The sequence below is a fragment of the Kosakonia arachidis genome (genome assembly GCF_900116535.1).
Classification (GTDB): Bacteria; Pseudomonadota; Gammaproteobacteria; order Enterobacterales; family Enterobacteriaceae; genus Kosakonia; species Kosakonia arachidis.
The window spans coordinates 1-24,975 of the sequence record NZ_FPAU01000005.1 but is presented as its reverse complement, the minus strand read 5'-3'; the positions used below and the strand labels follow the sequence as shown (position 1 = coordinate 24,975).

The window sequence follows — 24,975 nt, the reverse complement described above, 5'->3', positions numbered from 1 at the left end:
CACCCTCCGATTAAGGCGTTAAAGTTTTTTGGCTTTTTCCACGACTTCGTCGATGGAACCGACCATGTAGAACGCCTGCTCCGGCAGGTGATCGTATTCGCCTTCCATGATGCCTTTAAAGCCACGGATGGTATCTTTCAGGGAAACGTATTTACCCGGAGAGCCGGTGAATACTTCTGCTACGAAGAACGGCTGGGACAGGAAGCGCTGGATCTTACGCGCGCGAGCTACCACCAGTTTGTCGTCTTCAGACAGTTCATCCATACCGAGGATGGCGATGATGTCTTTCAGTTCCTGATAACGTTGCAGCAAAGACTGAACGCCACGCGCAACATCATAGTGTTCCTGGCCAACAACCAGCGGATCTAACTGACGGCTGGTGGAATCCAGCGGGTCAACGGCCGGGTAGATACCCAGAGACGCGATCTGACGGCTCAGTACCACGGTTGCGTCAAGGTGCGCAAAGGTGGTTGCCGGAGACGGGTCAGTCAAGTCATCCGCAGGTACGTATACCGCCTGAACAGAGGTGATGGAGCCGGTTTTGGTGGAAGTAATACGTTCCTGAAGCACACCCATCTCTTCTGCCAGCGTCGGCTGGTAACCTACCGCTGAAGGCATACGGCCCAGCAGTGCGGATACTTCAGTACCGGCGAGGGTATAACGATAAATGTTGTCGACGAACAGCAGAACGTCACGACCTTCGTCACGGAATTTCTCTGCCATAGTCAGACCGGTCAGCGCAACGCGCAGACGGTTTCCCGGCGGCTCGTTCATCTGACCATATACCAGGGATACTTTGTCGATAACGTTGGAGTCGGTCATTTCGTGGTAGAAGTCGTTACCCTCACGAGTACGTTCACCCACGCCCGCAAACACAGAGTAACCGGAGTGCTCGATCGCGATGTTACGGATCAGCTCCATCATGTTTACGGTTTTACCTACGCCCGCACCACCGAACAGACCGACTTTACCGCCCTTAGCAAACGGACACATCAGGTCAATAACTTTGATGCCAGTTTCCAGCAGTTCCTGAGAGTTTGACAACTCTTCATAGGTCGGTGCTGCGCGGTGGATAGCCCAACGCTCTTCTTCACCGATGTCGCCTTTCATGTCTACTGGTTCACCCAGTACGTTCATGATACGACCCAGTGTTGCTTTACCTACCGGGACTTCGATTGGGTGCTCGAGGTCTTTCACTTCCAGACCACGACGCAGACCGTCGGAGGAACCCATTGCGATGGTACGTACGATACCGCCGCCGAGCTGCTGCTGAACTTCCAGCACCAGACGCTCATTACCATTTTGCACCTCAAGAGCATCGTACACACGCGGTACGGCATCCTGAGGGAATTCGACGTCAACCACGGCGCCGATTACCTGGACAATTTTTCCAGTAGCCATCTTGAATCCTCTACGAATTAACCTGGTTATACCGCGGATGCACCACCGACGATCTCGGTGAGTTCCTGAGTAATGCTGGCCTGACGAGCCTTGTTGTATACCAACTGCAGCTCTTTAATCAGGCTGCCACCATTATCGGTTGCGGCTTTCATCGCCACCATACGTGCGGCCTGCTCGCTGGCCAGGTTTTCCACAACACCCTGATAAACCTGAGACTCGACGTAGCGACGCAGCAGAGTATCCAGCAGCGCTTTCGGGTCTGGTTCATACAGATAATCCCAGGCTTTATGCTTCAAACCTTCATCCTCTGAAGCCGGCAGCGGCAGCAGTTGGGTGATGGTTGGCACCTGAGACATGGTGTTGATAAATTTGTTGCTGACAATATAAAGCTTGTCCAGACGGCCTTCGTCATAGGCCTGCAACATCACTTTTACCGGTCCAATCAGTTCGGACAGGGAAGGGTTATCCCCCATACCTGTCACCTGCGCGACAATTTTCGTGCCGACGGAATTAAAGAACGCTACGCCCTTTGAGCCGATCATTGCGAGTTCGCTCTGAACGCCTTTATCGGACCATGCTTTCATATCCGCCAGCAGTTTTTTGAACAAGTTAATGTTCAAGCCGCCACACAGACCACGGTCGGTCGACACCACAAGGTAGCCCACGCGTTTAACGTCGCGTTCTTCCAGGTAAGGGTGCTTATATTCCAGATTACCGTGGGCAAGGTGACCAATCACTTTGCGCATGGTATCTGCATAAGGACGGCTGGCCGCCATTCTGTCCTGCGATTTACGCATTTTGGAAGCGGCGACCATCTCCATCGCTTTAGTGATCTTTTGCGTGTTCTGGACGCTTGCGATCTTACTACGTATCTCTTTTGCGCCGGCCATGAGCTTCTCCTCAATGCCTTGCGGCCTGCCTCAGGGCAAGCCGCCAGACGTTACCAGGACTGGGTTGCTTTAAAGGAGTCGAGGATGCCTTTCAGCTTGCCTTCGATCTCATCGTTATAGCCACCGGTCTGGTTGATCTCTTGCATCAGCGGAGCGTGGTCACGGTCAACGTAAGCCAGCAGAGCGGCTTCAAAGCTACCGATTTTCGCCAGTTCAACATCCGCCAGGTAACCACGTTCAGCCGCGAACAGAACCAGAGCCTGCTGCGCGACAGACATCGGCGCATACTGTTTCTGTTTCAGCAACTCGGTCACTTTCTGACCGTGGTCGAGCTGTTTACGGGTTGCATCGTCAAGGTCGGAAGCAAACTGAGAGAACGCAGCCAGTTCACGATACTGTGCCAGAGCGGTACGAATACCACCGGACAGTTTTTTCATGATTTTGGTCTGCGCTGCACCACCTACACGGGATACGGAAATACCCGGGTTTACCGCAGGACGAATACCGGCGTTAAACAGGTTGGATTCCAGGAAGATCTGACCATCGGTAATAGAAATTACGTTGGTCGGAACGAACGCGGAAACGTCACCAGCTTGCGTTTCGATAATCGGCAGCGCGGTCAGAGAACCGGTTTTACCTTTCACTTCACCTTTCGTGAAGCTTTCAACGTATTCCACGTTAACGCGCGCAGCACGTTCCAGCAGACGGGAGTGGAGGTAGAATACGTCGCCCGGGAATGCTTCACGTCCAGGCGGACGACGGAGCAGCAGGGAGATCTGACGGTATGCGACTGCCTGTTTAGACAGGTCATCATAAATGATCAGCGCATCTTCACCGCGATCGCGGAAATATTCGCCCATTGCGCAACCAGCATACGGAGCCAGATATTGCAGTGCAGCGGATTCAGACGCGGTTGCCACAACAACGATGGTGTTAGACAGCGCGCCGTGCTCTTCCAGCTTACGCACCACGTTAGAAATGGTGGACGCTTTCTGGCCGATAGCAACGTAGATACATTTAATACCGGAATCACGCTGGTTGATGATGGCATCAATTGCCAGCGCAGTTTTACCGGTCTGACGGTCGCCGATGATCAATTCACGCTGACCACGACCAATTGGGATCATGGCGTCAACAGATTTGTAACCGGTCTGTACCGGCTGATCAACGGACTGACGATCGATAACGCCCGGTGCGATAGCTTCGACAGCAGCAAAGCCGTCGTTATCAACCGAACCTTTACCATCGATTGGCGCACCCAGAGTGTTCACCACGCGACCCAGCAGGCCACGGCCAACCGGAACTTCAAGAATACGGCCAGTACACTTGACCTTCATGCCTTCGGCAAGGTCAGCATACGGACCCATCACAACTGCACCCACGGAGTCGCGCTCCAGGTTCAGTGCGATTGCGTAACGGTTACCCGGCAGGGAGATCATTTCACCCTGCATACAATCGGCAAGGCCGTGGATACGGATAACACCGTCGCTTACAGAAACAATAGTACCTTCGTTGTGAGCTTCACTCACAACACTGAACTGAGCAATGCGCTGCTTGATCAGTTCGCTGATTTCGGTGGAATTCAGTTGCATGCTCCAGTCCCCTTAAGACTGCAAGACGTCTGCAAGGCGCTCAAGACGGCCGCGAACGCTGCCATCAATGACCATATCACCCGCACGGATGATTACGCCTGCCATTACAGACTTATCGATATTGCAATTCAGCTTCACTTTGCGTGACAGACGTTTTTCCATCGCTGCGCTGATTTTCGAAAGCTGTTCTTCACTCAGTGCAGTAGCCGAAGTCACATCGACTTCTGCAATAGCCTCGCTGGCTGCACGCAATTGAATAAACTGCTCAAGAACATCAGGAAGCACCTTGATACGACCGTTTTCAGCCATCACCCGAATCAGGTTCTGACCTTTGTCGTCAAGTTGCTCCCCACAGACTGCGATAAACGACTTAGCGAGCGTTTCCGGCGCTAAAGCACCAGAGATAAGCTCGGCCATGTGTTCATTTTTCGTCACCTCAGCAGCGAACGCCAGCATATCCTGCCAGCGGTCAACGCTCTGGTTTTCGACGGCAAAGTCAAAAGCTGCTTTGGCGTAGGGGCGAGCTACCGTTACAAATTCAGACATCAGCCCCTCCTCCTTACAGTTCAGCGACCAGTTTATTCACGATGTCGCTGTTAGCAGCTTCATCCACGGAACGTTCGATGATCTTCTCGGCGCCAGCTACTGCCAGCAGAGCCACCTGTTTACGCAGCTCTTCGCGCGCACGTTTACGCTCGGCATCGATTTCAGCCTGCGCCTGGGCGACGATTTTGTTACGTTCCTGCTCGGCTTCTGCTTTCGCTTCATCCAGGATCTGAGCACGGCGTTTGTTCGCCTGTTCAATGATAACCTGAGCTTCAGCTTTCGCTTTTTTCAGCTGGTCGGTCGCATTGGCCTGTGCAAGATCCAAATCCTTTTTAGCTCGTTCTGCGGAAGCAAGACCGTCAGCAATTTCTTTCTGACGTTTTTCGATGGCAGCCATTAACGGCGGCCATACATACTTCATGCAGAACAGAACGAACAGGACAAACGCGATGGCCTGGCCGAGGATTGTTGCGTTTAGATTCACAGCACAATGCCTCTTATCTGGTTAACGTTCTAAACAATTGCTTGTAAAGCAACCCTTACTACGCGACAGCAAACATCACGTACAGACCCAGACCTACAGCGATCATCGGGATAGCATCCACCAGACCCATTACGATAAAGAACTGAGTACGCAGCAGAGGAATCAGATCCGGTTGACGCGCAGCGCCTTCCAGGAATTTACCCCCGAGGATGCCGATACCGATCGCAGCACCGATTGCCGCCAGACCCATCATAACAGCGGCAGCCAAGTACAGCAGATCCATATTCAGGTTTTCCATGACAGTCTCCAGTTTGTTTCAGTTAAAACGTAGTAGTGTTGTTAAAAATCAATGCTCTTCAGATGCCATCGACAGATAGACAATCGTCAGAACCATGAAGATAAAGGCTTGCAGCGTAATAATCAGGATGTGGAAAATGGCCCATGGCACATTCAGGATCCACTGTGACCACCACGGCAGAAGACCTGCGATCAGAATGAAAATCAACTCACCCGCGTACATGTTGCCGAACAGTCGCAGACCGAGAGAAACCGGTTTGGACAGCAGGCTCACGCCCTCAAGGATAAGGTTTACCGGAATAAATACCGGGTGGTTGAACGGCTGGAGAGTCAGCTCTTTAGCGAAACCGCCAATACCCTTCATTTTGATGCTGTAGAACAGAATCAGGATAAATACGCCCAACGCCATAGACAGGGTGATGTTGACGTCCGCAGACGGCACCACGCGCAGCGCAGGAAGACCAAGTACATTTTCAGCGATGTACGGCAACAGGTCGATAGGCAGCAAATCCATCAGGTTCATCAGGAATACCCAGACGAAAATCGTCAGGGCCAAGGGCGCGATAAGCTTGCTTTTGCCGTGGTACATGTCTTTAACGCTACCATGAACAAAACCAATCACTAGCTCAATCGCCGTCTGGAATTTCCCTGGGACACCGCTGGTGGCTTTTTTCGCTACGCTACGGAACATCACCAGGAACAACAGACCCAGTACCACCGAGAAAAACATGGAGTCGATATTCAGCGTCCAGAAGGTGGCCGGGGGGTTATGCGGATCCACCATCGAGAAGGTACGAAGATCAATCTGAAGGTTTTTCAGATGGTGACCTATGTACTCCTGTGGTGTAGAGATTTCTCCTGCAGACATGATGCCTCTTACCCTTTGTTGTTAATTACAGCGGGTGCCAGTATCTGAACAACCAGCACCGAAACCCACGTGACTATCAGCGGCAAAAAAGCCACCTTAAAAACCCCCAACGCCACCACCAGTAACAAGAATGTTACCAACACCTTGAGCGCTTCACCAAAGGCGAAGGTCCAGGCCACGCGGCCTTTAGCAGGTGTATGCGCCTGATGACGCCAGGCAAAAATCATAAAAAACACATTCGGCAGTAAGACTGCCATACCTCCGCACACGGCGGAAATGCCCCAGAAGGGGTCTTTGAGGCTAAACAGCAATCCACTTGCCGTTACCGCCAGAAACTGAATAAGCAGAAGCTTGCGAGCAACGTTTCGACTATAAAGCGACACAGACATGACGTTTCTTAACTCCTGCTCCCTTTGAGGTATGCCGCGTGTCGTATAAAACGTTCTTTATGGCCCGGAGTCAAGCATCAAAAAGCGGTCAAATTATACGGTGCGGCCCCGTGATTTCAAACAATAAGTAGCAAAAAGGTGAATAAATGTTTAAATATTTTTCCCGACCGCTATTTTTAAACTTTTGATGAAACTGTGAACTGTCGGGCAAAAGTGCGGATAACACTAAAAACCCAACGATAAAGCGTGCACTCGGTCACAAATTAAACATTTATGTATCTATAGGGTTAATCACGCAAAGAAATCACCGCTGTTCAACTTTATGATCTTCAAGATGATTTATCACAACTCTTTTTAAAACACCCGCCTATACATCGAAAACCTTCCATTGACATTTATAATAATTATTTTACATCCGTATTTCATTCTACTTGTCGACTTTTAGCGGGCTGATATTTTCACTGTTGACTATTATTTCAATGAATCAAATTCTGGACGTTAAATGTCAGAAAAATTCTGGTAACAAGACGGTGAAATGTAACTGAACGTATCGCCCTTTTTTACTTCATTTTTTAACATCTAAGCAACAGCACGAAAGATACATTTTTTGATAAAAATTAAACTTTATTTGGCTTAATGATCACCAGATGACGTTCGCCTTCCAGGTGCGGAACATTCAGTTTAACAATAGATTCAACGGATAACTCCGCGGGTAAAAGTGCGATCTCTTCTTCGGGTACCAGCCCTTTCAGCGCGTAGAAACGCCCCTCTTCGCCCGGCAAAGCGTGGCACCAGTTAACCATATCATTCAGCGAGGCAAAGGCCCGGCTAATCACACCGTCGAATGGCGGTTCGGCCGGGAAATCTTCAACGCGGCTCTGAATCGGCTCAACGTTGCTCAATTTAAGCTCATGCTGCACCTGGCGTAAGAAACGCACTCGTTTCCCCAGGCTGTCAAGCAGCGTGAAATGGGATTCAGGACGGACGATCGAAAGCGGGATCCCAGGCAAACCCGGACCTGTGCCAACATCGATAAAACGCGTCCCTTGCAGGTACGGCGCGACAACAATGCTGTCGAGAATATGGCGAATGAGCATCTCGTTCGGATCGCGCACAGAGGTCAGGTTATAGGCCTTGTTCCATTTGTGCAGTAGTTCGACATAGGCCACCAGCTGTTTCTGCTGTTCAACCGACAACAAAATGCCTGCTTCATCCAGCAGACGAGAGAGTTTATTGAGCACAGTGAATACCTGTTGAGATACTAAGCAGCGGGCAGCGCGATGCTCCCCGCAATAAGCGTTGAATCAGCCCGCCAGGCACTGGCAGGGCAATATTGTTAAGCGCTGCGGCGCAGCATACCTTGTTTTTTCAGCCATACCAGCAAAATGGAAATTGCCGCTGGCGTGATGCCGGAAATACGTGATGCCTGACCAATTGAGGAAGGTTTGTGATCGTTCAGTTTGGCGATCACTTCGTTGGACAGCCCATTCACCTGACGGTAATCCAGCGATGCCGGCAACAACGTATTTTCATTGCGCTGCTGTTTTTCGATCTCATCCTGCTGGCGTGCAATATAACCTTCGTATTTCACCTGGATTTCAACCTGTTCAGCCGCCTGCTGGTCATTAAGACCCGGCGCGAACGGCGTAATCTGTACCAGTTGTTCGTACGTCATTTCCGGGCGACGCAGCAGATCTTCACCGCTGGCTTCACGCGATAATGGCGCAGTCAAGTGCGCATTCACTGCCGGAGCATGTTCCGATGCAGGTGAAACCCACTGCGCTTTCAGACGCTGGCGTTCACGTTCAATCGTTTCCAGCTTCTCGTTAAAGCGCGCCCAGCGTTCATCGTCCACCAGACCCAGCTCCCGACCAGCTTCTGTCAGACGCAGGTCAGCATTATCTTCACGCAACATCAGGCGATACTCCGCGCGTGAGGTAAACATGCGGTACGGTTCTTTGGTGCCGAGCGTACAGAGATCGTCCACCAGCACGCCGAGATAAGCCTGGTCGCGACGCGGCGCCCAACCCTCTTTTTCAGCAGAGAAGCGCCCGGCGTTCAGACCGGCCAGCAGCCCTTGTGCTGCAGCCTCTTCATAACCGGTGGTACCGTTAATCTGGCCAGCAAAGAACAGGCCATGGATGTATTTGCTTTCCAGCGTCAGTTTCAAATCTCGCGGATCAAAGAAATCGTACTCAATGGCATAACCTGGGCGCACGATCTTCGCGTTTTCCATTCCTTGCATGGAACGAACGATTTGCATCTGCACATCGAACGGCAAGCTGGTGGAGATACCGTTCGGGTAAATTTCGTTGGAGGTCAATCCTTCCGGTTCCAGAAAGATCTGATGCTGGTTACGATCGGCAAAACGCATCACTTTGTCTTCGATCGATGGGCAATAACGCGGGCCGATCCCTTCGATCACGCCTGCGTACATTGGGCTACGATCGAGGTTATTGCGGATCACGTCATGGGTTTTTTCATTGGTATGCGTGACATAGCACGGTACCTGACGCGGATGCTGCGCGGCGTTACCCATAAACGAAAATACCGGCATCGGGTTATCCCCGTGCTGCTGCGCCAGAACGCTGAAATCGATGGTACGGGCGTCAATACGCGGCGGCGTACCGGTTTTCAAACGGCTGACGCGCAACGGCAGCTCGCGCAGACGGCGTGAGAGCGGAATAGACGGCGGATCGCCAGCGCGCCCACCGCTGTAGTTATCAAGCCCGATGTGGATTTTACCGTCGAGGAATGTCCCGACTGTCAGCACCACGGCTTTGGCGCGGAATTTAAGCCCCATCTGGGTGACAGCACCAACGACGCGATCGTTTTCCACGATCAGATCTTCCACTGCTTGCTGGAAGATCATCAGGTTCGGTTGGTTTTCCAGAGCGGTGCGTACCGCCTGACGATAGAGCACGCGGTCTGCCTGCGCACGGGTGGCTCGCACTGCAGGACCTTTGCTCGCGTTTAGTATCCTAAACTGAATGCCTGCCTGATCGATAGCTTTCGCCATCAGCCCGCCGAGCGCATCCACTTCTTTTACCAGGTGTCCTTTCCCAATACCGCCGATCGCTGGGTTGCAACTCATCTGCCCCAGTGTGTCGATATTGTGTGTCAAAAGCAGAGTCTGTTGACCCATACGTGCTGCTGCCATCGCGGCCTCAGTACCTGCATGACCCCCGCCAATAATAATGACGTCAAAAGGATCCGGATAAAACATGGTGGTATGCCTCGCCTAAGCGGTTAGAAATTGGATTGAAGCCCGGGCCGTGGATTCTACTCAACTTTAGTCCAGTGAGAAAGATCCGGATCCTGGGTATTAAAAAGAAGATCTTTTATATAGAGAGATCTGTTCTATTATGATCTCTTATTAGGATCGCGATGTCTTGTGGATAACCCGGATCATCGCTGTAAGATCAATTCATTAGAGAGGATCATTAACTGTGAATGATCGGTGATCCTGAACCGTATAAGCTGGGATCAAAATGCCTGTTTATACACAGGCTGAAAACTATACAACAGTTGTTAATGGGATAACTACCGGTTAATAAGGCCTTTTAAGCATAGTTATCCACAACTGATCGCACGATCTTTAATCGTTATTGAGTAAATTTTTCCAGGATCCCAACCATTCTTCCGCTGGATCCTCCGGAATATCGTGCTCAAGAATGTTGATCTTCAGTGTTTCACCGATCTGTTTGGCACCATTAGCCTTCAACGCTTCCTCAATTTTCTCGATTGCCTGACAGAAGGTGTCATATTCGCGACTGCCGATGCCGATCGCGCCAAAGCGCACCTGTGTGAGATCCGGCTTCTGTTCATGTAGATCGTCTAAAAACGGTTGCAGGTTCTCAGGCAGGTCGCCAGCGCCATGGGTGGAACTGATCACTAGCCAGGTTCCCTGCGGAGAAAGATCCTCTAATAGCGGGCCGTGCAGCGTCTCGGTACTATAGCCAGCGTCTTCCAGCTTTTCCGCCAGATGTTCTGCCACATATTCCGCACCGCCGAGGGTGCTACCGCTAATAAGAGTGATATCCGCCATGAAAATCCCGCTCCGTTTATTCACCATCCGGCGACAAAGTGAGGCGTATTGTACGCTGTGAAAGGCCTGGGATCTACCTGTGGACAATATGGGTATTAATGAAGGACGAAAGCACCCCGTTAAGGGCGGATCGTACGCATGATAGGGTTTTGCAGGGAGATCAACGTTTCTGTGGATTGAATTTCATCAATTGTTTGGATCTTGTTGATAAGTACCTGTTGCAAGGCATCAATGGATCGACACATCACTTTTATAAAGATGCTGTAATGCCCGGTGGTGTAATAGGCTTCGGTCACTTCTTCCAGACTTTCCAGTTTCGTCAGCGCCGAAGGGTAATCTTTCGCGCTCTTCAAAATGATTCCAATAAAGCAACAGACATCGTAACCCAGTTGCTTCGGGCTGACGTCGATACGCGCACCGGTGATGATCCCGGCTTGCTTCATTTTTTCTACACGCACATGAATAGTGCCGGGGCTGACACCAAATTGTTTGGCCAGTTCTGCATAAGCGGTGCGCGCATTGGTCATTAAAGCGTCGAGGATACCGCGGTCCAGATTATCGATCTGATAATTTTCCATAGGGTTTTCTATAATGGATGAGGGTTCTTTCTATTTTATCCGCTTATTTTATCTATTTAAAAGCATACTGACCTTTGTAATTGCGTATTGTTGAGTTGAGGCGGCTTTTTGTTAATTAATGATTAGCAACAGAAGAGAGGGGCAACTTCCCGCCAACTGGAAAAGAAACTGGGCCTGATTGAAGCTAAGGCGCTCAGCCGCGTCGGTGATGGCCCGCAGCGGTTTGCAAGAAGGTTTCCAGTCAGCTCTAACGCCGCCAGCGTCGCAGCAAACGGCTGCGCATCCCGGTATCAAAGCGCCAGATGTGATCGAAAATACGCATGATGCCGGGTTTGCCATGTATCGACATTGCTACTGCGTGGAAGCGGTGCTGGTGAACGTTCTGCAACTCTTTTACTTTACTAATGATATCGTCCGGCAGGCGCTGAGCGATAAAATCCGATATCACCACGGCGTCGGCATCAAACCATTCACCGCCCTGCATCCGTTCAATGATCGCCCGAAAACAGCTTGCCAGATCGGTTCCTCCACGGAAGCGCTGGCTCAGAAAGCGGATCGCCTGCTCTAGTCCTTGTGCACAGGTCAGTTCATAACGCACGACTTCACTGGAAAACAGCATAATAAAACAACGCCGTTTATCCGCCAGCGCCACGCGCATCAGTGCCAGACAGAAGGCTTTCGCGCACTGTTCATTAAACCCGCCCATTGAACCGGAAGTATCAACGCAGACGATAAACGGCCCGCGCGGTTGTTCATCAAAATTCTGATGGATTACTGGGCGTTCGGTAACCTTTTCCCGCCAGGCATCACCATGTAGACGGTAGGTGAGCAGTTGCTTTTCCACCAGCCGCCGATAAAACTCATATTCCAGCTCTGTGATACCGAGCGTTGCCAGCTCCGGCGGCAACAGGCGCAAAATATCATCGCTCTGATGCAGCCCGTCTACCTGTTCCGGTATGGTTGCCGGTTCACGCACCAGCATACGGAACGTTTCCATCGGCGCATCTTTGCGCGGTACTGATTTCGCTTCCCGCGAGCGGCCAAGCTGCTCCGCCAGTTGCTGAAGCTCCGGCTGCTCTTTCAGGAAATCGCCGTATTTGATGATCAACTGGTAGTCGCCGCGTTTAAGCTGACCGGCACTCATATCCCACAAGCGTCCGGCGGCGTTTTCATTTTCGACCAGTACTGGCTCCAGTTGCCCGCTTAGCGTCATGCGCTCCTGCACCTCACTCAGCAACTGCTCGCGTTCCTCTTCCAGCAGTTGTTGATTAAAGGTGGTGGTTTGCACGATAAGGCTCAGACGCCAGCGCTGTAAAAAAAGGGTATGCAAAGCGAGTGTAAACTGCGGATTATCCTTTACCATTTGCCGGGACTGGGCGGCAAAAGGCGAATGCAGCTTTTCCAGTAATGCCAGGATCTGGGGTAACTGCACGATAAATTGCGATGTTGAGAGTAGCTGGCTCTGCTGGTAACTCAGCACTTCTTCCGCCAGTTCCGGCGGCACAGCGGTCTCTTTCAGATGCTTTTTTAGCGCTTCGCGCCAGCGGGGAATATCTTCAGTGATAGCATGTTTTAAGCGCGGGAATTTTTCAAAAAACAGCACCAGTTGCGGAGAAGCCAGCAGCAGAACGATGAGTTCTTCCACCAGTGTCTCTTCGCTGATGGTGAGCATCACGTTCAGTGTTTCCAGCGTTATCATTGGCGAGCCTGTTGGATCTGCGTGCGAACGTCCTGCAGGCTGGATTCAATGCGACCCAGCCAGTCGCCAGAGACGAACAGGCATTTTTGCTGCTCGCTAAAACGGGTGTGCTGCTGGTGCCAGGTGTTATCCAGCGTTTCCAGTTGTTGGGCGATCTCTTCTGGCACGTTTTCAGTAGTGACACCCGGCAGCGCAAGACGCGATCCCTGCAAACTGACATCGCGGATCACCAGATGAAGCGAGGTATCAACCTCAAGGTTTAAAGGTTGCGCAAAACCAATACCGTTAAGTTTGCCGCGGATTTCACCGCCTTTCGCCAGCCACTGCTCTAGCGCGTTGCGCTCAATGGTGACGTGAATCACCTGTAAATCGTGCAATTTTAGCGGCTGCTGTAATAGTAGTGTCAACAGCGGTTCATTCAGGTCTTCGGGTAAATCATAGTGTGGGCGACGGCTGAACATACCACCCTGGCGGCTGACTTTTAGCGCGGTTTTGTCACTTTGTTGCTGCTGAAGTTGCATATGACGCTGATTGATGCTGGTGAGCTGTGTCAGCATCGATTGTTGCTGCCACGCGTGTCCGGTCATCAAAATATCCAGTTGCTGCTGCAATAAACGCAGGCTTTCGGCATCGTGCCACAGACAATCTTTCAACAGAATCAAATCAATGGGTGCAACTGTATCGCGCCCGCTGAAAAAGGCGCTGGACTGTAATAAACGGATAGCTTTTTTCCAGCGGCGATCGGAAACATACGGCGCATTCGGTAAGGCATCGAGCTGCTGGCGCAGCGTATAGATCAATTCAAATACCGGATCGGGCAGTTTGACCAGCCCAATCTCCTGTTGCCAACGCTGATATTCCTCGTCGGTGATTTGCAATTCGTTGGGCACCGGGTTTTCGTTCTCGTCCTGCTGACTGAGCAGCATGGAGCGGAAATTACCCTTCTCTTGTACTTTGTCGAGCCACAAGCGGATTAACATACGATCATACAGCGCTTCGAGGCTGCTGTCGGTTTCCGGCAGTTCGTTCGAGGCGGCCACCAGCAAACGCATCGGGATCTTTTCTTCGCTCGCGCCGTTACGGAAGCGGCGTTCGTTAATGGCGGTGAGCAGGGTGTTGAGGATCGCCGGGCCGGCTTTCCAGATTTCATCCAGGAATACGATTTCTGCTTCTGGAAGATAACCGTCGGTTAAGCGCTCATAGCGCCCTTCATCTTTTAATGCCTGAATGGAGAGCGGACCGAAAACCTCTTCCGGCGTGGAGAACCGCGTCATCAAGTATTCGAAGGCATGAGCATGTTTAAAGGCGAATTTCAGGCGACGTGCGATCAGGCTTTTCGCAATACCTGGCGGGCCAAGAAGAAATACGCTCTCGCCGCTAAGCGCAGCCAGCAGGCACAACCGGATAGCGTGGCTACGCTCAAAGAGTCCTTTTTCCAGCGCGTTGCTTAAGCGGGAAATTCTTTCTGCTAATAAATGTGAGTGAGCCATAATAGATTTGCGTCCTTTCGCCGTGTTATCCGGCTTGCAAAAGCGAGTATAGACGTTTCCGAAAGGGCTTGTAATAGACTGAAGAACGGCTTTATTTTCATTGCGCCAGATTAATGTGGTCGCATTTAGATGTACGGTTTTGCAATTAATCGTGCATACTGTGCGCTTTTTGTGGGCCAAGGGACTAAGCACACATTTGTCATTCAAACAAAAGATTAGCCTATGAGCACTGATAATAAACAATCGTTACCCGCTGTCACTCTTGCGGCAATTGGGGTTGTCTACGGTGATATCGGCACCAGCCCACTTTATACACTTCGTGAATGTTTGTCTGGTCAGTTTGGCTTTGGCGTTGAGCGCGATGCCGTCTTCGGCTTTTTGTCACTGATCTTCTGGCTGCTGGTTTTTGTGGTCTCTATTAAATATCTGACGTTCGTCATGCGCGCGGATAACGCCGGCGAAGGCGGTATTCTGACCCTGATGTCGCTGGCCGGTCGCAACACGTCGGCCAGAATGACTTCGGTGCTGGTGATCATGGGATTGATTGGCGGCAGCTTCTTCTATGGTGAGGTGGTTATTACTCCCGCGATCTCGGTGATGTCGGCGATAGAGGGGCTGGAGATTGTCGCGCCTTCGCTCGATAGCTGGATTGTGCCGCTGTCGATTATCGTTTTAACTTTGCTGTTTATGATTCAGAAGCACGGTACAGGGCTGGTGGGGAAGCTGTTTGCACCGATCATGCTGGCGTGGTTTTTAATTCTGGCCGTACTGGGCGTGCGCGGTATTATCGAGAACCCCGAAGTGTTGCAGGCTATGAATCCGCTTTGGGCGGTGAATTTCTTCCTTAAGTATAAGGTTGTCTCTTTTGTTGCGCTTGGCGCTGTGGTGCTGTCGATCACCGGTGTCGAGGCGCTGTATGCGGATATGGGACACTTCGGTAAGCTGCCGATCCGAGTGGCATGGTTTATTGTGGTGTTGCCGTCGCTGGTGCTGAATTACTTTGGCCAGGGCGCATTGTTGCTGAAAACGCCGGAAGCGATTAAGAACCCCTTCTTCCTGCTCGCGCCTGAGTGGGCGCTGATCCCGATGTTGATTATTGCCACGCTGGCGACGGTCATTGCGTCGCAGGCGGTTATCTCCGGTGTTTTCTCCCTGACCCGCCAGGCGGTGCGTCTGGGCTATCTGGCACCGATGCGTATTATCCATACTTCAGAGATGGAATCCGGGCAGATCTATATCCCGTTCATTAACTGGCTGCTCTATTTTGCGGTGGTGCTGGTGATTGTCAGCTTTGAGCACTCCAGCAATCTGGCGGCGGCTTATGGTATTGCCGTTACCGGGACGATGGTACTGACCTCAATTCTTTCCTCGACTGTGGCATTCAAAAACTGGCACTGGAATAAAGTGCTGGTGGGGCTGATTTTGCTTTTCTTCCTGAGTATTGATGTACCGCTGTTCTCGGCGAACCTCGATAAAATCGTTTCCGGCGGCTGGTTGCCGTTAACGCTCGGTATGGTAATGCTAATGGTGATGACTACCTGGAAAAGTGAACGTTTCCGTATGCTGCGCCGTATGCACGAACACGGCAACTCTCTGGAGGCGATGATTGCTTCGCTGGAGAAATCGCCGCCGGTTCGTGTGCCGGGTACTGCGGTGTATATGTCCCGTGCGCTGAATGTCATTCCATTTGCCATGATGCATAACCTGAAACACAACAAGGTTCTGCATGAACGCGTGATTCTGTTGACGCTACGTACTGAAGATGCGCCTTACGTCCACAATGTACGTCGGGTACAAATTGAACAGTTATCGCCCACGTTCTGGCGCGTGGTGGCCAGCTACGGCTGGCGCGAGACCCCGAACGTTGAAGAGGTGTTCCACCGCTGCGGTCTGGAAGGGCTCAATTGCCGGATGATGGAAACCTCCTTTTTTATGTCGCATGAGTCGTTGATACTTGGTAAACGACCATGGTATTTGCGGCTGCGCGGCAAGCTCTATCTGGTATTACAGCGCAACGCGCTGCGCGCGCCGGACCAGTTTGAGATCCCGCCAAACCGGGTTATCGAGTTGGGAACGCAGGTTGAAATTTAACGTTTATCAAAACCCCTCTTTATGAGGGGTTTTTGTTATTTATGCCTGTAAATTTGATTTAAGCTAATCAGGCTGTCTTTTTCATCACATCCACACGCGAAACGTTTCGATATCGATCACACTTCTGTAACTCAGGCATAGTTATACGATTATTCTTTGTACTACACTACTTTCAGCGAAACGTTTCGCTAGTGGAGCATAAAAAATGAAAAAAGGTCGTGTATTGAACGCTGACATTTCGTCAGTTATCTCTCGTCTTGGTCATACCGATACGCTGGTGATATGTGATGCCGGGTTGCCGGTACCGCGTAATACGCAACGCATTGATATGGCACTAACGCAGGGCGTACCGTCCTTTATGCAGGTGCTGGATGTGGTGACAGCCGAAATGCAGGTTGAATCCGCTATTCTGGCGCTGGAAATCAAACAACATAATCCGCAGCTCCACGAAACGTTGCTTAAGACTCTTGAGCAACTGCAACAACACCAGGGAAACACCATAGAAGTGCGGTACGTTTCGCACGAGCAGTTTAAAAAACACACCGCGGACAGCCATGCGGTGATTCGCAGCGGGGAGTGTTCCCCGTTTGCGAATATTATTCTCTGTGCTGGCGTCACTTTCTGAGGCTACCATGGACGCGTTACTGCAACTCAAGGGGATCGATAAAGCATTCCCCGGCGTTAAAGCTCTTTCCGGCGCGGCGCTGAATGTCTATCCAGGCCGTGTGATGGCGCTGGTGGGGGAAAATGGTGCCGGTAAATCCACGATGATGAAAGTGCTGACAGGGATCTATACCCGTGACGCCGGTTCGCTGTTGTGGCTGGGAAAAGAGACCACCTTTAACGGCCCAAAATCATCGCAGGAAGCCGGTATCGGCATCATCCACCAGGAATTGAACCTGATCCCGCAGCTCACCATTGCTGAGAACATTTTTCTCGGGCGCGAGTTCGTCAATCGTTTCGGCAAAATAGACTGGAAAAAGATGTTTGCTGATGCTGACAAGCTGCTGGCCAAACTGAATCTGCGCTTTAAGAGCGATCGGCTTGTCGGAGAACTCTCCATCGGCGATCAGCAAATGGTCGAAATCGCCAAAGTGATGAGCTACGAATCGCAGGTCATCATTATGGATGAACCCACCGACGCTCTGACGGACACTGAAACTGAGTCACTGTTCCGCGTGATCCGCGAGTTGAAATCGCAGGGACGAGGGATTGTCTATATTTCCCACCGTATGAAAGAGATCTTCGAGATTTGCGATGACGTGACTGTTTTCCGTGACGGGCAGTTTATCGCCGAGCGTGAAGTGGCTACGCTCACTGAAGATACACTGATCGAAATGATGGTTGGCCGCAAGCTGGAGGACCAATACCCACGGCTGGATCAAGCGCCGGGCGAAGTGCGTCTTACCGTCAATAATCTGTGTGGTCCCGGTGTGGAAAACGTCAGTTTCAACCTGCGCAAGGGCGAGATCCTTGGCGTCGCTGGGTTGATGGGTGCTGGCCGCACCGAGCTGATGAAAGTGCTGTATGGCGCACTGTCGCGCACCAGCGGTGATGTGACACTCGATGGCCATGAAGTCATTACCCACTCTCCGCAGGACGGGCTGGCGAACGGCATCGTTTATATTTCAGAAGATCGTAAGCGTGACGGTTTAGTACTCGGTATGTCGGTGAAAGAGAATATGTCGCTGACGGCGCTGCCTTACTTCAGTCGCGCAGGCGGTTCGCTGAAGCATCAAGATGAACAGCAGGCGGTGAATGATTTTATCCGTCTGTTCAATGTGAAAACACCATCAATGGAGCAGGCGATTGGTTTGCTCTCCGGCGGTAACCAGCAAAAAGTGGCGATTGCCCGTGGTTTGATGACACGGCCAAAAGTGCTGATCCTCGATGAACCGACGCGCGGCGTCGATGTTGGGGCGAAAAAAGAGATTTATCAGCTTATTAACCAGTTCAAGGCTGATGGGCTGAGCATCATCCTGGTCTCCTCCGAAATGCCGGAAGTGCTGGGAATGAGCGATCGCATTATGGTGATGCATGAAGGGCATCTCGGCGGTGAATTCACGCGCGAGCAGGCCACTCAGGAAGTGTTGATGGCTGCCGCTGTGGGCAAGCTTAATCGTGTGAATCAGGAGTAAAAAAGATGACTACCCAGGCTGTTTCTGGTCGCCGTTATTTCAGCAAAGCATGGCTAATGGAACAAAAATCGTTAATTGCTTTGCTGGTGTTGATTGCAATTGTTTCGACCATGAGCCCGAACTTTTTTACCGTCAATAACCTGCTGAACATCCTGCAACAAACCTCGGTGAACGCCATTATGGCGGTGGGGATGACGCTGGTTATCCTGACCTCGGGAATTGATCTGTCCGTCGGTTCCTTGTTGGCGCTCACCGGCGCCGTTGCGGCGTCGATGATTGGTGTGGAAGTGAATGCGCTGGTGGCCGTTGCTGGCGCGCTGGCGCTGGGGGCTGCGATCGGCGCCGTTACCGGGGTGATTGTCGCGAAAGGCCGTGTACAGGCATTTATTGCGACGCTGGTGATGATGTTGCTGCTGCGCGGCGTAACGTTGGTTTACACCAATGGTAGCCCAATCAATACCGGATTTACCGCTAACGCAGATATTTTTGGTTGGTTTGGTATTGGCCGCCCGCTTGGGATCCCGACGCCAGTGTGGCTGATGGCTGTGGTCTTTATCGCCGCCTGGTATTTATTGCATCAAACCCGCCTGGGTCGCTATATCTATGCTCTGGGCGGTAACGAAGCGGCGACGCGCTTGTCCGGTATTTCCGTCGATAAAGTAAAAATTATCGTCTACTCGCTGTGCGGCCTTCTGGCTTCATTGGCGGGCATAATTGAAGTGGCGCGTCTCTCTTCTGCCCAGCCTACTGCGGGTGCCGGTTATGAACTGGATGCTATTGCTGCGGTGGTATTGGGCGGAACCAGTCTGTCTGGCGGTAAAGGTCGCATTGTTGGGACGTTGATCGGCGCATTGATTCTGGGCTTCCTTAATAATGGATTGAATTTGTTGAGCGTTTCCTCCTATTACCAGATGATCGTTAAAGCAGTGGTGATTCTGCTCGCGGTGCTGGTAGACAACAAAAAGCAGTAATTACCTACACAACAGGACTCGTGAATATGAACATGAAAAAACTGGCCACCCTGGTTTCTGCTGTTGCACTGAGCGCCACCATTAGTGCAAACGCGATGGCGAAAGACTCTATTGCTCTGGTGATTTCCACGCTGAATAACCCGTTCTTCGTCTCCCTGAAGGATGGAGCGCAGAAAGAGGCGGATAAACTGGGGTATGACCTGGTTGTCCTGGATTCGCAGAACAACCCGGCCAAAGAGCTGGCCAACGTGCAGGATCTGACCGTTCGCGGTACCAAGCTTCTACTGATTAACCCGACAGACTCCGATGCTGTCGGCAACGCGATCAAAATGGCTAACCAGGCAAAAATCCCGGTAATTACCCTCGACCGCGTAGCAAACAGCGGTGAAGTGGTAAGCCACATTGCATCTGATAACGTGCTCGGCGGTAAAATTGCTGGTGACTACATCGCTAAAAAAGTAGGTGAAGGCGCGAAAGTTATTGAACTGGCGGGTATCGCAGGGACTTCCGCTGCGCGTGAACGTGGTGAAGGGTTCCAGCAGGCCGTTGCTGCTCATAAATTTAATGTACTGGCCAGCCAGCCGGCAGACTTCGATCGTACTAAAGGCCTGAACGTCATGCAGAACCTGCTGACGGCCCACCCGGATGTTCAGGCGGTCTTTGCCCAGAACGATGAAATGGCGCTGGGCGCGCTGCGTGCCCTGCAAACTGCCGGTAAAACTGACGTGATGGTGGTAGGTTTTGACGGTACGCCAGATGGTGTAAAAGCAGTAAATGACGGCAAACTGGCAGCAACTGTTGCTCAGTTGCCAGAACAGATTGGCGCGAAAGGCGTTGATACCGCAGACAAAGTGCTGAAAGGCGAAAAAGTCTACGCGAAAAACCCGGTTGACCTGAAACTGGTCATCAAGCAGTAATAAGCAGTTCAGACGGTGGGTTTAAACCTGCCATCTGAGGACAACGTAAAAATAAAGAAAAGCATGGCACGCGCCACCGGGAACGGTGGCGCAATTTATGGACAAGCTCATCATGAAAACCGCAGGCAAACTCGTCGTCCTTGGAAGTATCAATGCCGATCACATTCTTAACCTTGAATCTTTCCCGACGCCGGGCGAAACCGTCACCGGTAGCCAGTATCAGGTGGCTTTCGGTGGTAAAGGCGCAAACCAGGCTGTTGCCGCCGGGCGTAGCGGCGCCGATATCGCTTTTATCGCCTGTACCGGCGATGACGACACGGGGGCACGCGTTCGTAAACAACTGGAAAGCGATCATATTGATGTGACACCAGTAAGCGTTGTTGCAGGTGAATCCACCGGCGTTGCGCTGATTTTTGTTAATGGTGAAGGTGAGAATGTCATCGGTATTCATGCGGGAGCGAATGCGGCGCTCTCGATTGAACGCGTAGAAGCGCAGCATGCACTGATTGCGAACGCGTCGGCGTTACTGATGCAACTGGAGTCGCCGGTAGAAAGCGTACTGGCTGCCGCGCGTATCGCGCAGCAGAACCACACGACTGTAGCGCTTAACCCTGCTCCAGCGCGGGAACTCTCCGATGAACTGCTGGCGCTGGTGGATATCATCACACCAAATGAAACCGAAGCGGAAAAACTGACCGGTATTCGCGTTGACAGCGATGAAGATGCCGCGCGCGCCGCGCAAGCACTTCATGCCAAAGGGATCAAGACGGTAATTATTACTCTTGGTAGCCGTGGCGTGTGGGTAAGTGTTAGTGGTGAAGGTAAACGCGTGTCCGGTTTTAAAGTGAAAGCCATTGATACCATTGCAGCTGGCGATACCTTTAACGGCGCGCTGTTGACGGCATTACTGGAAGAGAAAACATTGGATGAAGCGATCCGTTTTGCTCATGCAGCAGCGGCGATTGCCGTCACGCGTAAAGGCGCGCAACCTTCTGTTCCGTGGCGCAAAGAGATTGATGATTTTCTCTCTCAGCAGGGGTGAAACTTGGCCACCATGAAGGATGTTGCCCGCGTGGCGGGCGTTTCCACCTCAACGGTATCCCATGTTATTAACAAAGATCGCTTTGTCAGTGATGCTGTTCGGGATAAGGTGGAAGCGGCGATCAAAACGCTGAATTATGCCCCTTCCGCGCTAGCGCGGAGCCTGAAAATCAATCAGACCCGCACCATCGGCATGCTGATAACCGCCAGTTCTAACCCCTTTTTTTCCGAGCTGGTACGCGGCGTTGAGCGTAGTTGTTTTGAGCGCGGTTACAGCCTGGTGTTGTGCAATACCGAAGGCGACGAACAGCGTATGAACAGTAACCTGGAAACGCTGATGCAGAAGCGTGTCGACGGGTTGCTGCTGCTATGCACTGAGACCCATCAGCCTTCGCAAGAGATCATGCAGCGCTATCCTTCTATTCCAACCGTAATGATGGACTGGGCGCCGTTTGACGGTGATAGCGATCTGATTCAGGATAACTCCTTGCTGGGTGGCGATATGGCAACGCAGTATCTGATCAATAAAGGATTCACGCGTATAGCCTGTATTACCGGCCCGCTGGATAAAACGCCTGCACGTCTGCGTCTGGAGGGGTATCGCGAAGCGATGACGCGCGCTGGATTAACCATTCGCGAAGGCGACGAAATCGAGAGCGACTTTGAATTCGGCGGCGGTTTTGATGCCATGCAGGCATTACTGGCTATGAACGAACCCCCGCAGGCGGTTTTTATCGGCAACGATGCTATGGCCGTTGGCGCATACCAGGCCTTGTATCAGTCCGGGTTGAAGATCCCGCAAGATATGGCGATTGTCGGTTATGACGATATTGAACTGGCGCGCTATATGACACCCCCGCTCACCACAATTCATCAACCAAAAGATGAATTGGGTGAGCTGGCAATTGATGTACTTATCCACCGTATTGCTGATCCAGGTTTGCAGCAACAGCGATTGCAGCTCACGCCGATTCTGATGGAGCGCGGTTCAGCCTGATTTTTTGTGGCGCTCTTTGATCAGGTTGATGCCATCTTTCGCTTTCAGCAGAATAAAGACCAGCGCGGACAGCAGCGTGATAGCGCCCATGGTTATAAAGGTGTAGTGGAACTGCTCTACGGTATTAAAGCTATCGAACCCTTCATAGAAACGCAGCACCGCAGCACTGATCGCGACCCCCAGGCTTATCGATAACTGTTGCGTGACCGCCAGAACACTGTTGCCGCTGCTGGCATTTTCATCGGTTAAGTCCGCCAGAGTAATGGTATTCATCGAGGTAAACTGGGTCGACATCGCCATCCCCAGGATGAACAGCGGCAGTACCAGCATCCATACTGCCATCGCCGGAGTTTGTAGCGCGAACTGTGCAATCATCAAACCAATAAATAGCGTAATACCAACCAGCGTCTTGCGATAACCGAACCAGCGCAATATCTGCGTGACCATGGATTTTGCCAGAATAGAGCCCAGTGCGGTTGGTGCCATCATGCAACCAGCAATCAGCGCGGGATATCCAAAACCGACTTGCAACATCAGTGGCATCAAAAACGGTACGCAACCCGTTCCCAGACGGGAAGCTATGTTCCCGGCGATGCCGACGGAAAAGGTGCGGGTGTTAAATAGATTGAGTGATATCAGCGGAGCAGGGTGGCGGCGTGCGTGGCGGACATAAGCCCAAAGCAAACCGAGACCGCTGAGGATAATTGTGAAAGCAATCCAACTGGCGACCAGCTTCTCTCCAAATAACTCCATGCCGCTGGAAAATAGCACCAGACTTAAACCAAAAAGGAAAAAACCACCCATATCGAAATTTCGCCGTGGCGTAGTGAAATTCGGCATATATTTCCGCGCATAGAACAGACCAGCGATACCAATCGGGATATTAATCAAAAAGATCCAGTGCCAGCTTGCCCAGGTAACCAGCACACCACCCAATACTGGGCCAAGAATCGGCCCAACAAGCCCGGGCATGGTGACGAAGTTCAGGACCGGCAGCAGTTCACTGCGCGGATACGCGCGTAGTAATGCCAGACGGGCCACTGGCATCATCATCGCACCGCCAATTCCCTGGATGACACGGAATACAACCAGCATTGGCAGTGAGTTGGAAAGCGCGCACGCCAGGGAGCCGAAGGTAAACAGGCTAACCGCCAACATAAATACCCGACGAGTGCCAAAACGGTCTGCCAGCCAGCCGCTCATCGGGATCAACATTGCCACGGTCAGCGTGTAACTAATAATGGTGGATTGCATCGCCAGCGGGGAACGTCCAAGGCTCTGTGCTATTGCGGGTAGGGCTGTGTTAAGAATGGTGGCATCCAGTGACTGCATAAAAAAAGCCATTGCTGCGATCCATGGCAGGCCGGCCATACTGCGCGCTTTCTTATCTGTCATACCAATTCCCGTTAATTAGGCGTATTCAGTAATAACTGGCTCGCCCGGAATGCGCTCTCACCGTCGCTTTCCTGAATGGCGTTCACTATAGCCTGGTGAAGGTCGAGTTTGATCGCTTCGTTTTGCGTGATAGAGGTAAAGTAGGTGTGATAAATCGAGTGAAAGAGTGAAGCGAAAGAAATAAGGAAGGGATTATCACTCATCGCGTAAATGTGTTCATGCCAGGCCATATCCACTTCAATCCAGCGTTCGCGGTTAAAGTCTTTTTTCAGTCTAACCATCTCTTCCATTAAGGTATTGAGATGCGCTTTTTGTTCTGCACTGGCGAGTGTTGCTGCGAGCAGGCAAGCCTGAGGCTCAAGACTGCTGCGCATAATAAGGAAGTGCTGAATGATTTCCTTAAAGTTATCTTCGTGCATCCACCAGAACAACAATTCTTTATCAAGGAAGTTCCAGTTGTCACGGGGCATTACCCGGGTACCAATACGCGGGCGAGGCAAGACCATCCCTTTTGCGGTTAATGTCTTTACCGCTTCCCTGACAGCGGTGCGACTGACGCCAAACTTCTCACCCAGTTCCATCTCACCCGGTAAAATCGAGCCAGGAGCATATTCACCTTTCAGGATCTGTTGCGCCAGTTTCTCTGCTAGCACCCAGGAGATGTTTTTCTGCGCGGCAAGTTGCTGTGCGTTTAAAGGCATTTCTCACTTCCTTTTTTCTTTGTGTCACGCGCTAGTATGCCATTCGATATCTGTCAGTGGTGGAAAAAACAGCAAAATCAGCATTTCATGACGCTTTTTGCTGCGGTTTGTTGAAAAAAAACACGGTTGAAAACTTTTTTTAAATTAGGGGTTGTCAGCCGGAATTAACTCCCTATAATGCGCCTCCACTGACACGGCACAACGGCAAACACACCGGCCTGTCAGGTGAAGAAATCTGAAAATAATCAGTTGACTTCACAGCGGGAAAGCGTAATATGCACACCCCGCGCCGCAGCGAAAATACAGCGGCACTGCTCTTTAACAATTTATCAGACAATCTGTGTGGGCACTCAGGTGACATGGATTCTTGATGTCTTCGGACAAAAAATGAATACCAAGTCTCACGGGTGAACACGTAATTCATTACGAAGTTTAATTCGAT

23 protein-coding genes are annotated in these 24,975 nt (G+C 51.4%); 7 read left to right on the top strand and 16 right to left on the bottom strand.

Going from position 1 to position 24,975, the window contains the following annotated elements:
* Window positions 1-18 precede the first annotated feature (18 nt).
* From atpD to ravA, 14 genes are all read right to left on the bottom strand, one after another.
* Window positions 19-1,401 (bottom strand): F0F1 ATP synthase subunit beta, encoded by a 1,383-nt coding sequence (gene atpD, locus BM427_RS18175; protein WP_007369373.1) that lies wholly within the window; start codon window positions 1,399-1,401, stop codon window positions 19-21.
* 26 nt (window positions 1,402-1,427) lie between these two features.
* The gene (gene atpG, locus BM427_RS18170) at window positions 1,428-2,291 is read right to left on the bottom strand and encodes a F0F1 ATP synthase subunit gamma (RefSeq protein ID WP_090123901.1); all 864 of its coding nucleotides are present in this window, start codon (window positions 2,289-2,291) and stop codon (window positions 1,428-1,430) included.
* 50 nt (window positions 2,292-2,341) lie between these two features.
* On the bottom strand, window positions 2,342-3,883 hold the full coding sequence (atpA, locus tag BM427_RS18165) for a F0F1 ATP synthase subunit alpha (RefSeq protein ID WP_090123900.1): 1,542 nt from the start codon (window positions 3,881-3,883) through the stop codon (window positions 2,342-2,344).
* 12 nt (window positions 3,884-3,895) lie between these two features.
* Window positions 3,896-4,429, bottom strand: coding sequence for a F0F1 ATP synthase subunit delta (gene atpH, locus BM427_RS18160; protein WP_090123898.1), 534 nt, complete (start codon window positions 4,427-4,429; stop codon window positions 3,896-3,898).
* A gap of 13 nt (window positions 4,430-4,442) precedes the next feature.
* A complete protein-coding gene (gene atpF, locus BM427_RS18155) occupies window positions 4,443-4,913 on the bottom strand; it encodes a F0F1 ATP synthase subunit B (protein WP_007369369.1) in 471 nt (156 codons plus the stop codon).
* A gap of 58 nt (window positions 4,914-4,971) precedes the next feature.
* Window positions 4,972-5,211, bottom strand: a complete 240-nt coding sequence (gene atpE, locus BM427_RS18150; protein WP_007369368.1) for a F0F1 ATP synthase subunit C — start codon at window positions 5,209-5,211, stop codon at window positions 4,972-4,974.
* A 48-nt stretch (window positions 5,212-5,259) separates the two neighbouring features.
* Window positions 5,260-6,078, bottom strand: a complete 819-nt coding sequence (gene atpB, locus BM427_RS18145) for a F0F1 ATP synthase subunit A (protein WP_090123896.1) — start codon at window positions 6,076-6,078, stop codon at window positions 5,260-5,262.
* Window positions 6,079-6,086: 8 nt separating this feature from the next.
* Window positions 6,087-6,467, bottom strand: a complete 381-nt coding sequence (gene atpI / locus BM427_RS18140) for a F0F1 ATP synthase subunit I (protein ID WP_090123894.1) — start codon at window positions 6,465-6,467, stop codon at window positions 6,087-6,089.
* 617 nt (window positions 6,468-7,084) lie between these two features.
* The gene (gene rsmG / locus BM427_RS18135) at window positions 7,085-7,708 is read right to left on the bottom strand and encodes a 16S rRNA (guanine(527)-N(7))-methyltransferase RsmG (protein WP_090123892.1); all 624 of its coding nucleotides are present in this window, start codon (window positions 7,706-7,708) and stop codon (window positions 7,085-7,087) included.
* 95 nt (window positions 7,709-7,803) lie between these two features.
* On the bottom strand, window positions 7,804-9,693 hold the full coding sequence (gene mnmG / locus BM427_RS18130; protein WP_090123890.1) for a tRNA uridine-5-carboxymethylaminomethyl(34) synthesis enzyme MnmG: 1,890 nt from the start codon (window positions 9,691-9,693) through the stop codon (window positions 7,804-7,806).
* A 372-nt stretch (window positions 9,694-10,065) separates the two neighbouring features.
* Window positions 10,066-10,515, bottom strand: coding sequence for an FMN-binding protein MioC (gene mioC / locus BM427_RS18125; protein ID WP_090123888.1), 450 nt, complete (start codon window positions 10,513-10,515; stop codon window positions 10,066-10,068).
* Between the two features lie 119 nt (window positions 10,516-10,634).
* Entirely contained in the window at window positions 10,635-11,093 is a 459-nt protein-coding gene (gene asnC / locus BM427_RS18120; protein WP_090123887.1) for a transcriptional regulator AsnC, read from the bottom strand.
* 247 nt (window positions 11,094-11,340) lie between these two features.
* Window positions 11,341-12,792 (bottom strand): ATPase RavA stimulator ViaA, encoded by a 1,452-nt coding sequence (viaA, locus tag BM427_RS18115; protein ID WP_090123885.1) that lies wholly within the window; start codon window positions 12,790-12,792, stop codon window positions 11,341-11,343.
* Window positions 12,789-14,282 carry an ATPase RavA gene (gene ravA, locus BM427_RS18110; protein WP_090123883.1) on the bottom strand — a complete coding sequence of 498 codons (1,494 nt, stop codon included), beginning with the start codon at window positions 14,280-14,282 and terminating at the stop codon, window positions 12,789-12,791. The genes viaA and ravA overlap by 4 nt, the downstream gene beginning before the upstream one ends.
* Before the next feature lie 222 nt (window positions 14,283-14,504).
* Here ravA and kup point away from each other — a divergent pair, with 222 nt between their 5' ends.
* The 7 genes from kup (at window position 14,505) to rbsR (ending at window position 22,437) form a co-directional block, all read left to right on the top strand.
* A complete protein-coding gene (gene kup / locus BM427_RS18105; protein WP_090123882.1) occupies window positions 14,505-16,373 on the top strand; it encodes a low affinity potassium transporter Kup in 1,869 nt (622 codons plus the stop codon).
* Window positions 16,374-16,578: 205 nt separating this feature from the next.
* Window positions 16,579-16,998, top strand: a complete 420-nt coding sequence (rbsD, locus tag BM427_RS18100; RefSeq protein ID WP_090123880.1) for a D-ribose pyranase — start codon at window positions 16,579-16,581, stop codon at window positions 16,996-16,998.
* Between the two features lie 7 nt (window positions 16,999-17,005).
* Window positions 17,006-18,511, top strand: a complete 1,506-nt coding sequence (gene rbsA / locus BM427_RS18095; RefSeq protein WP_090123879.1) for a ribose ABC transporter ATP-binding protein RbsA — start codon at window positions 17,006-17,008, stop codon at window positions 18,509-18,511.
* 5 nt (window positions 18,512-18,516) lie between these two features.
* Window positions 18,517-19,482 (top strand): ribose ABC transporter permease, encoded by a 966-nt coding sequence (gene rbsC, locus BM427_RS18090; protein ID WP_090123877.1) that lies wholly within the window; start codon window positions 18,517-18,519, stop codon window positions 19,480-19,482.
* 26 nt (window positions 19,483-19,508) lie between these two features.
* The gene (gene rbsB / locus BM427_RS18085) at window positions 19,509-20,399 is read left to right on the top strand and encodes a ribose ABC transporter substrate-binding protein RbsB (protein ID WP_090123875.1); all 891 of its coding nucleotides are present in this window, start codon (window positions 19,509-19,511) and stop codon (window positions 20,397-20,399) included.
* A 112-nt stretch (window positions 20,400-20,511) separates the two neighbouring features.
* Window positions 20,512-21,441 (top strand): ribokinase, encoded by a 930-nt coding sequence (rbsK, locus tag BM427_RS18080; protein WP_090124388.1) that lies wholly within the window; start codon window positions 20,512-20,514, stop codon window positions 21,439-21,441.
* Between the two features lie 3 nt (window positions 21,442-21,444).
* Entirely contained in the window at window positions 21,445-22,437 is a 993-nt protein-coding gene (gene rbsR, locus BM427_RS18075; protein ID WP_090123873.1) for a ribose operon transcriptional repressor RbsR, read from the top strand.
* On the opposite strand, the gene mdtD is transcribed toward rbsR, so the two are convergent.
* Both mdtD and BM427_RS18065 read right to left on the bottom strand, forming a co-directional pair.
* Complete coding sequence (gene mdtD, locus BM427_RS18070; protein WP_090123871.1) at window positions 22,429-23,832, bottom strand: multidrug transporter subunit MdtD; 1,404 nt, start codon at window positions 23,830-23,832, stop codon at window positions 22,429-22,431. The two genes, rbsR and mdtD, sit on opposite strands and share 9 nt — an antisense overlap.
* 11 nt (window positions 23,833-23,843) lie before the next feature.
* A complete protein-coding gene (locus BM427_RS18065; protein ID WP_090123869.1) occupies window positions 23,844-24,533 on the bottom strand; it encodes a FadR/GntR family transcriptional regulator in 690 nt (229 codons plus the stop codon).
* Window positions 24,534-24,975: the final 442 nt, after the last annotated feature.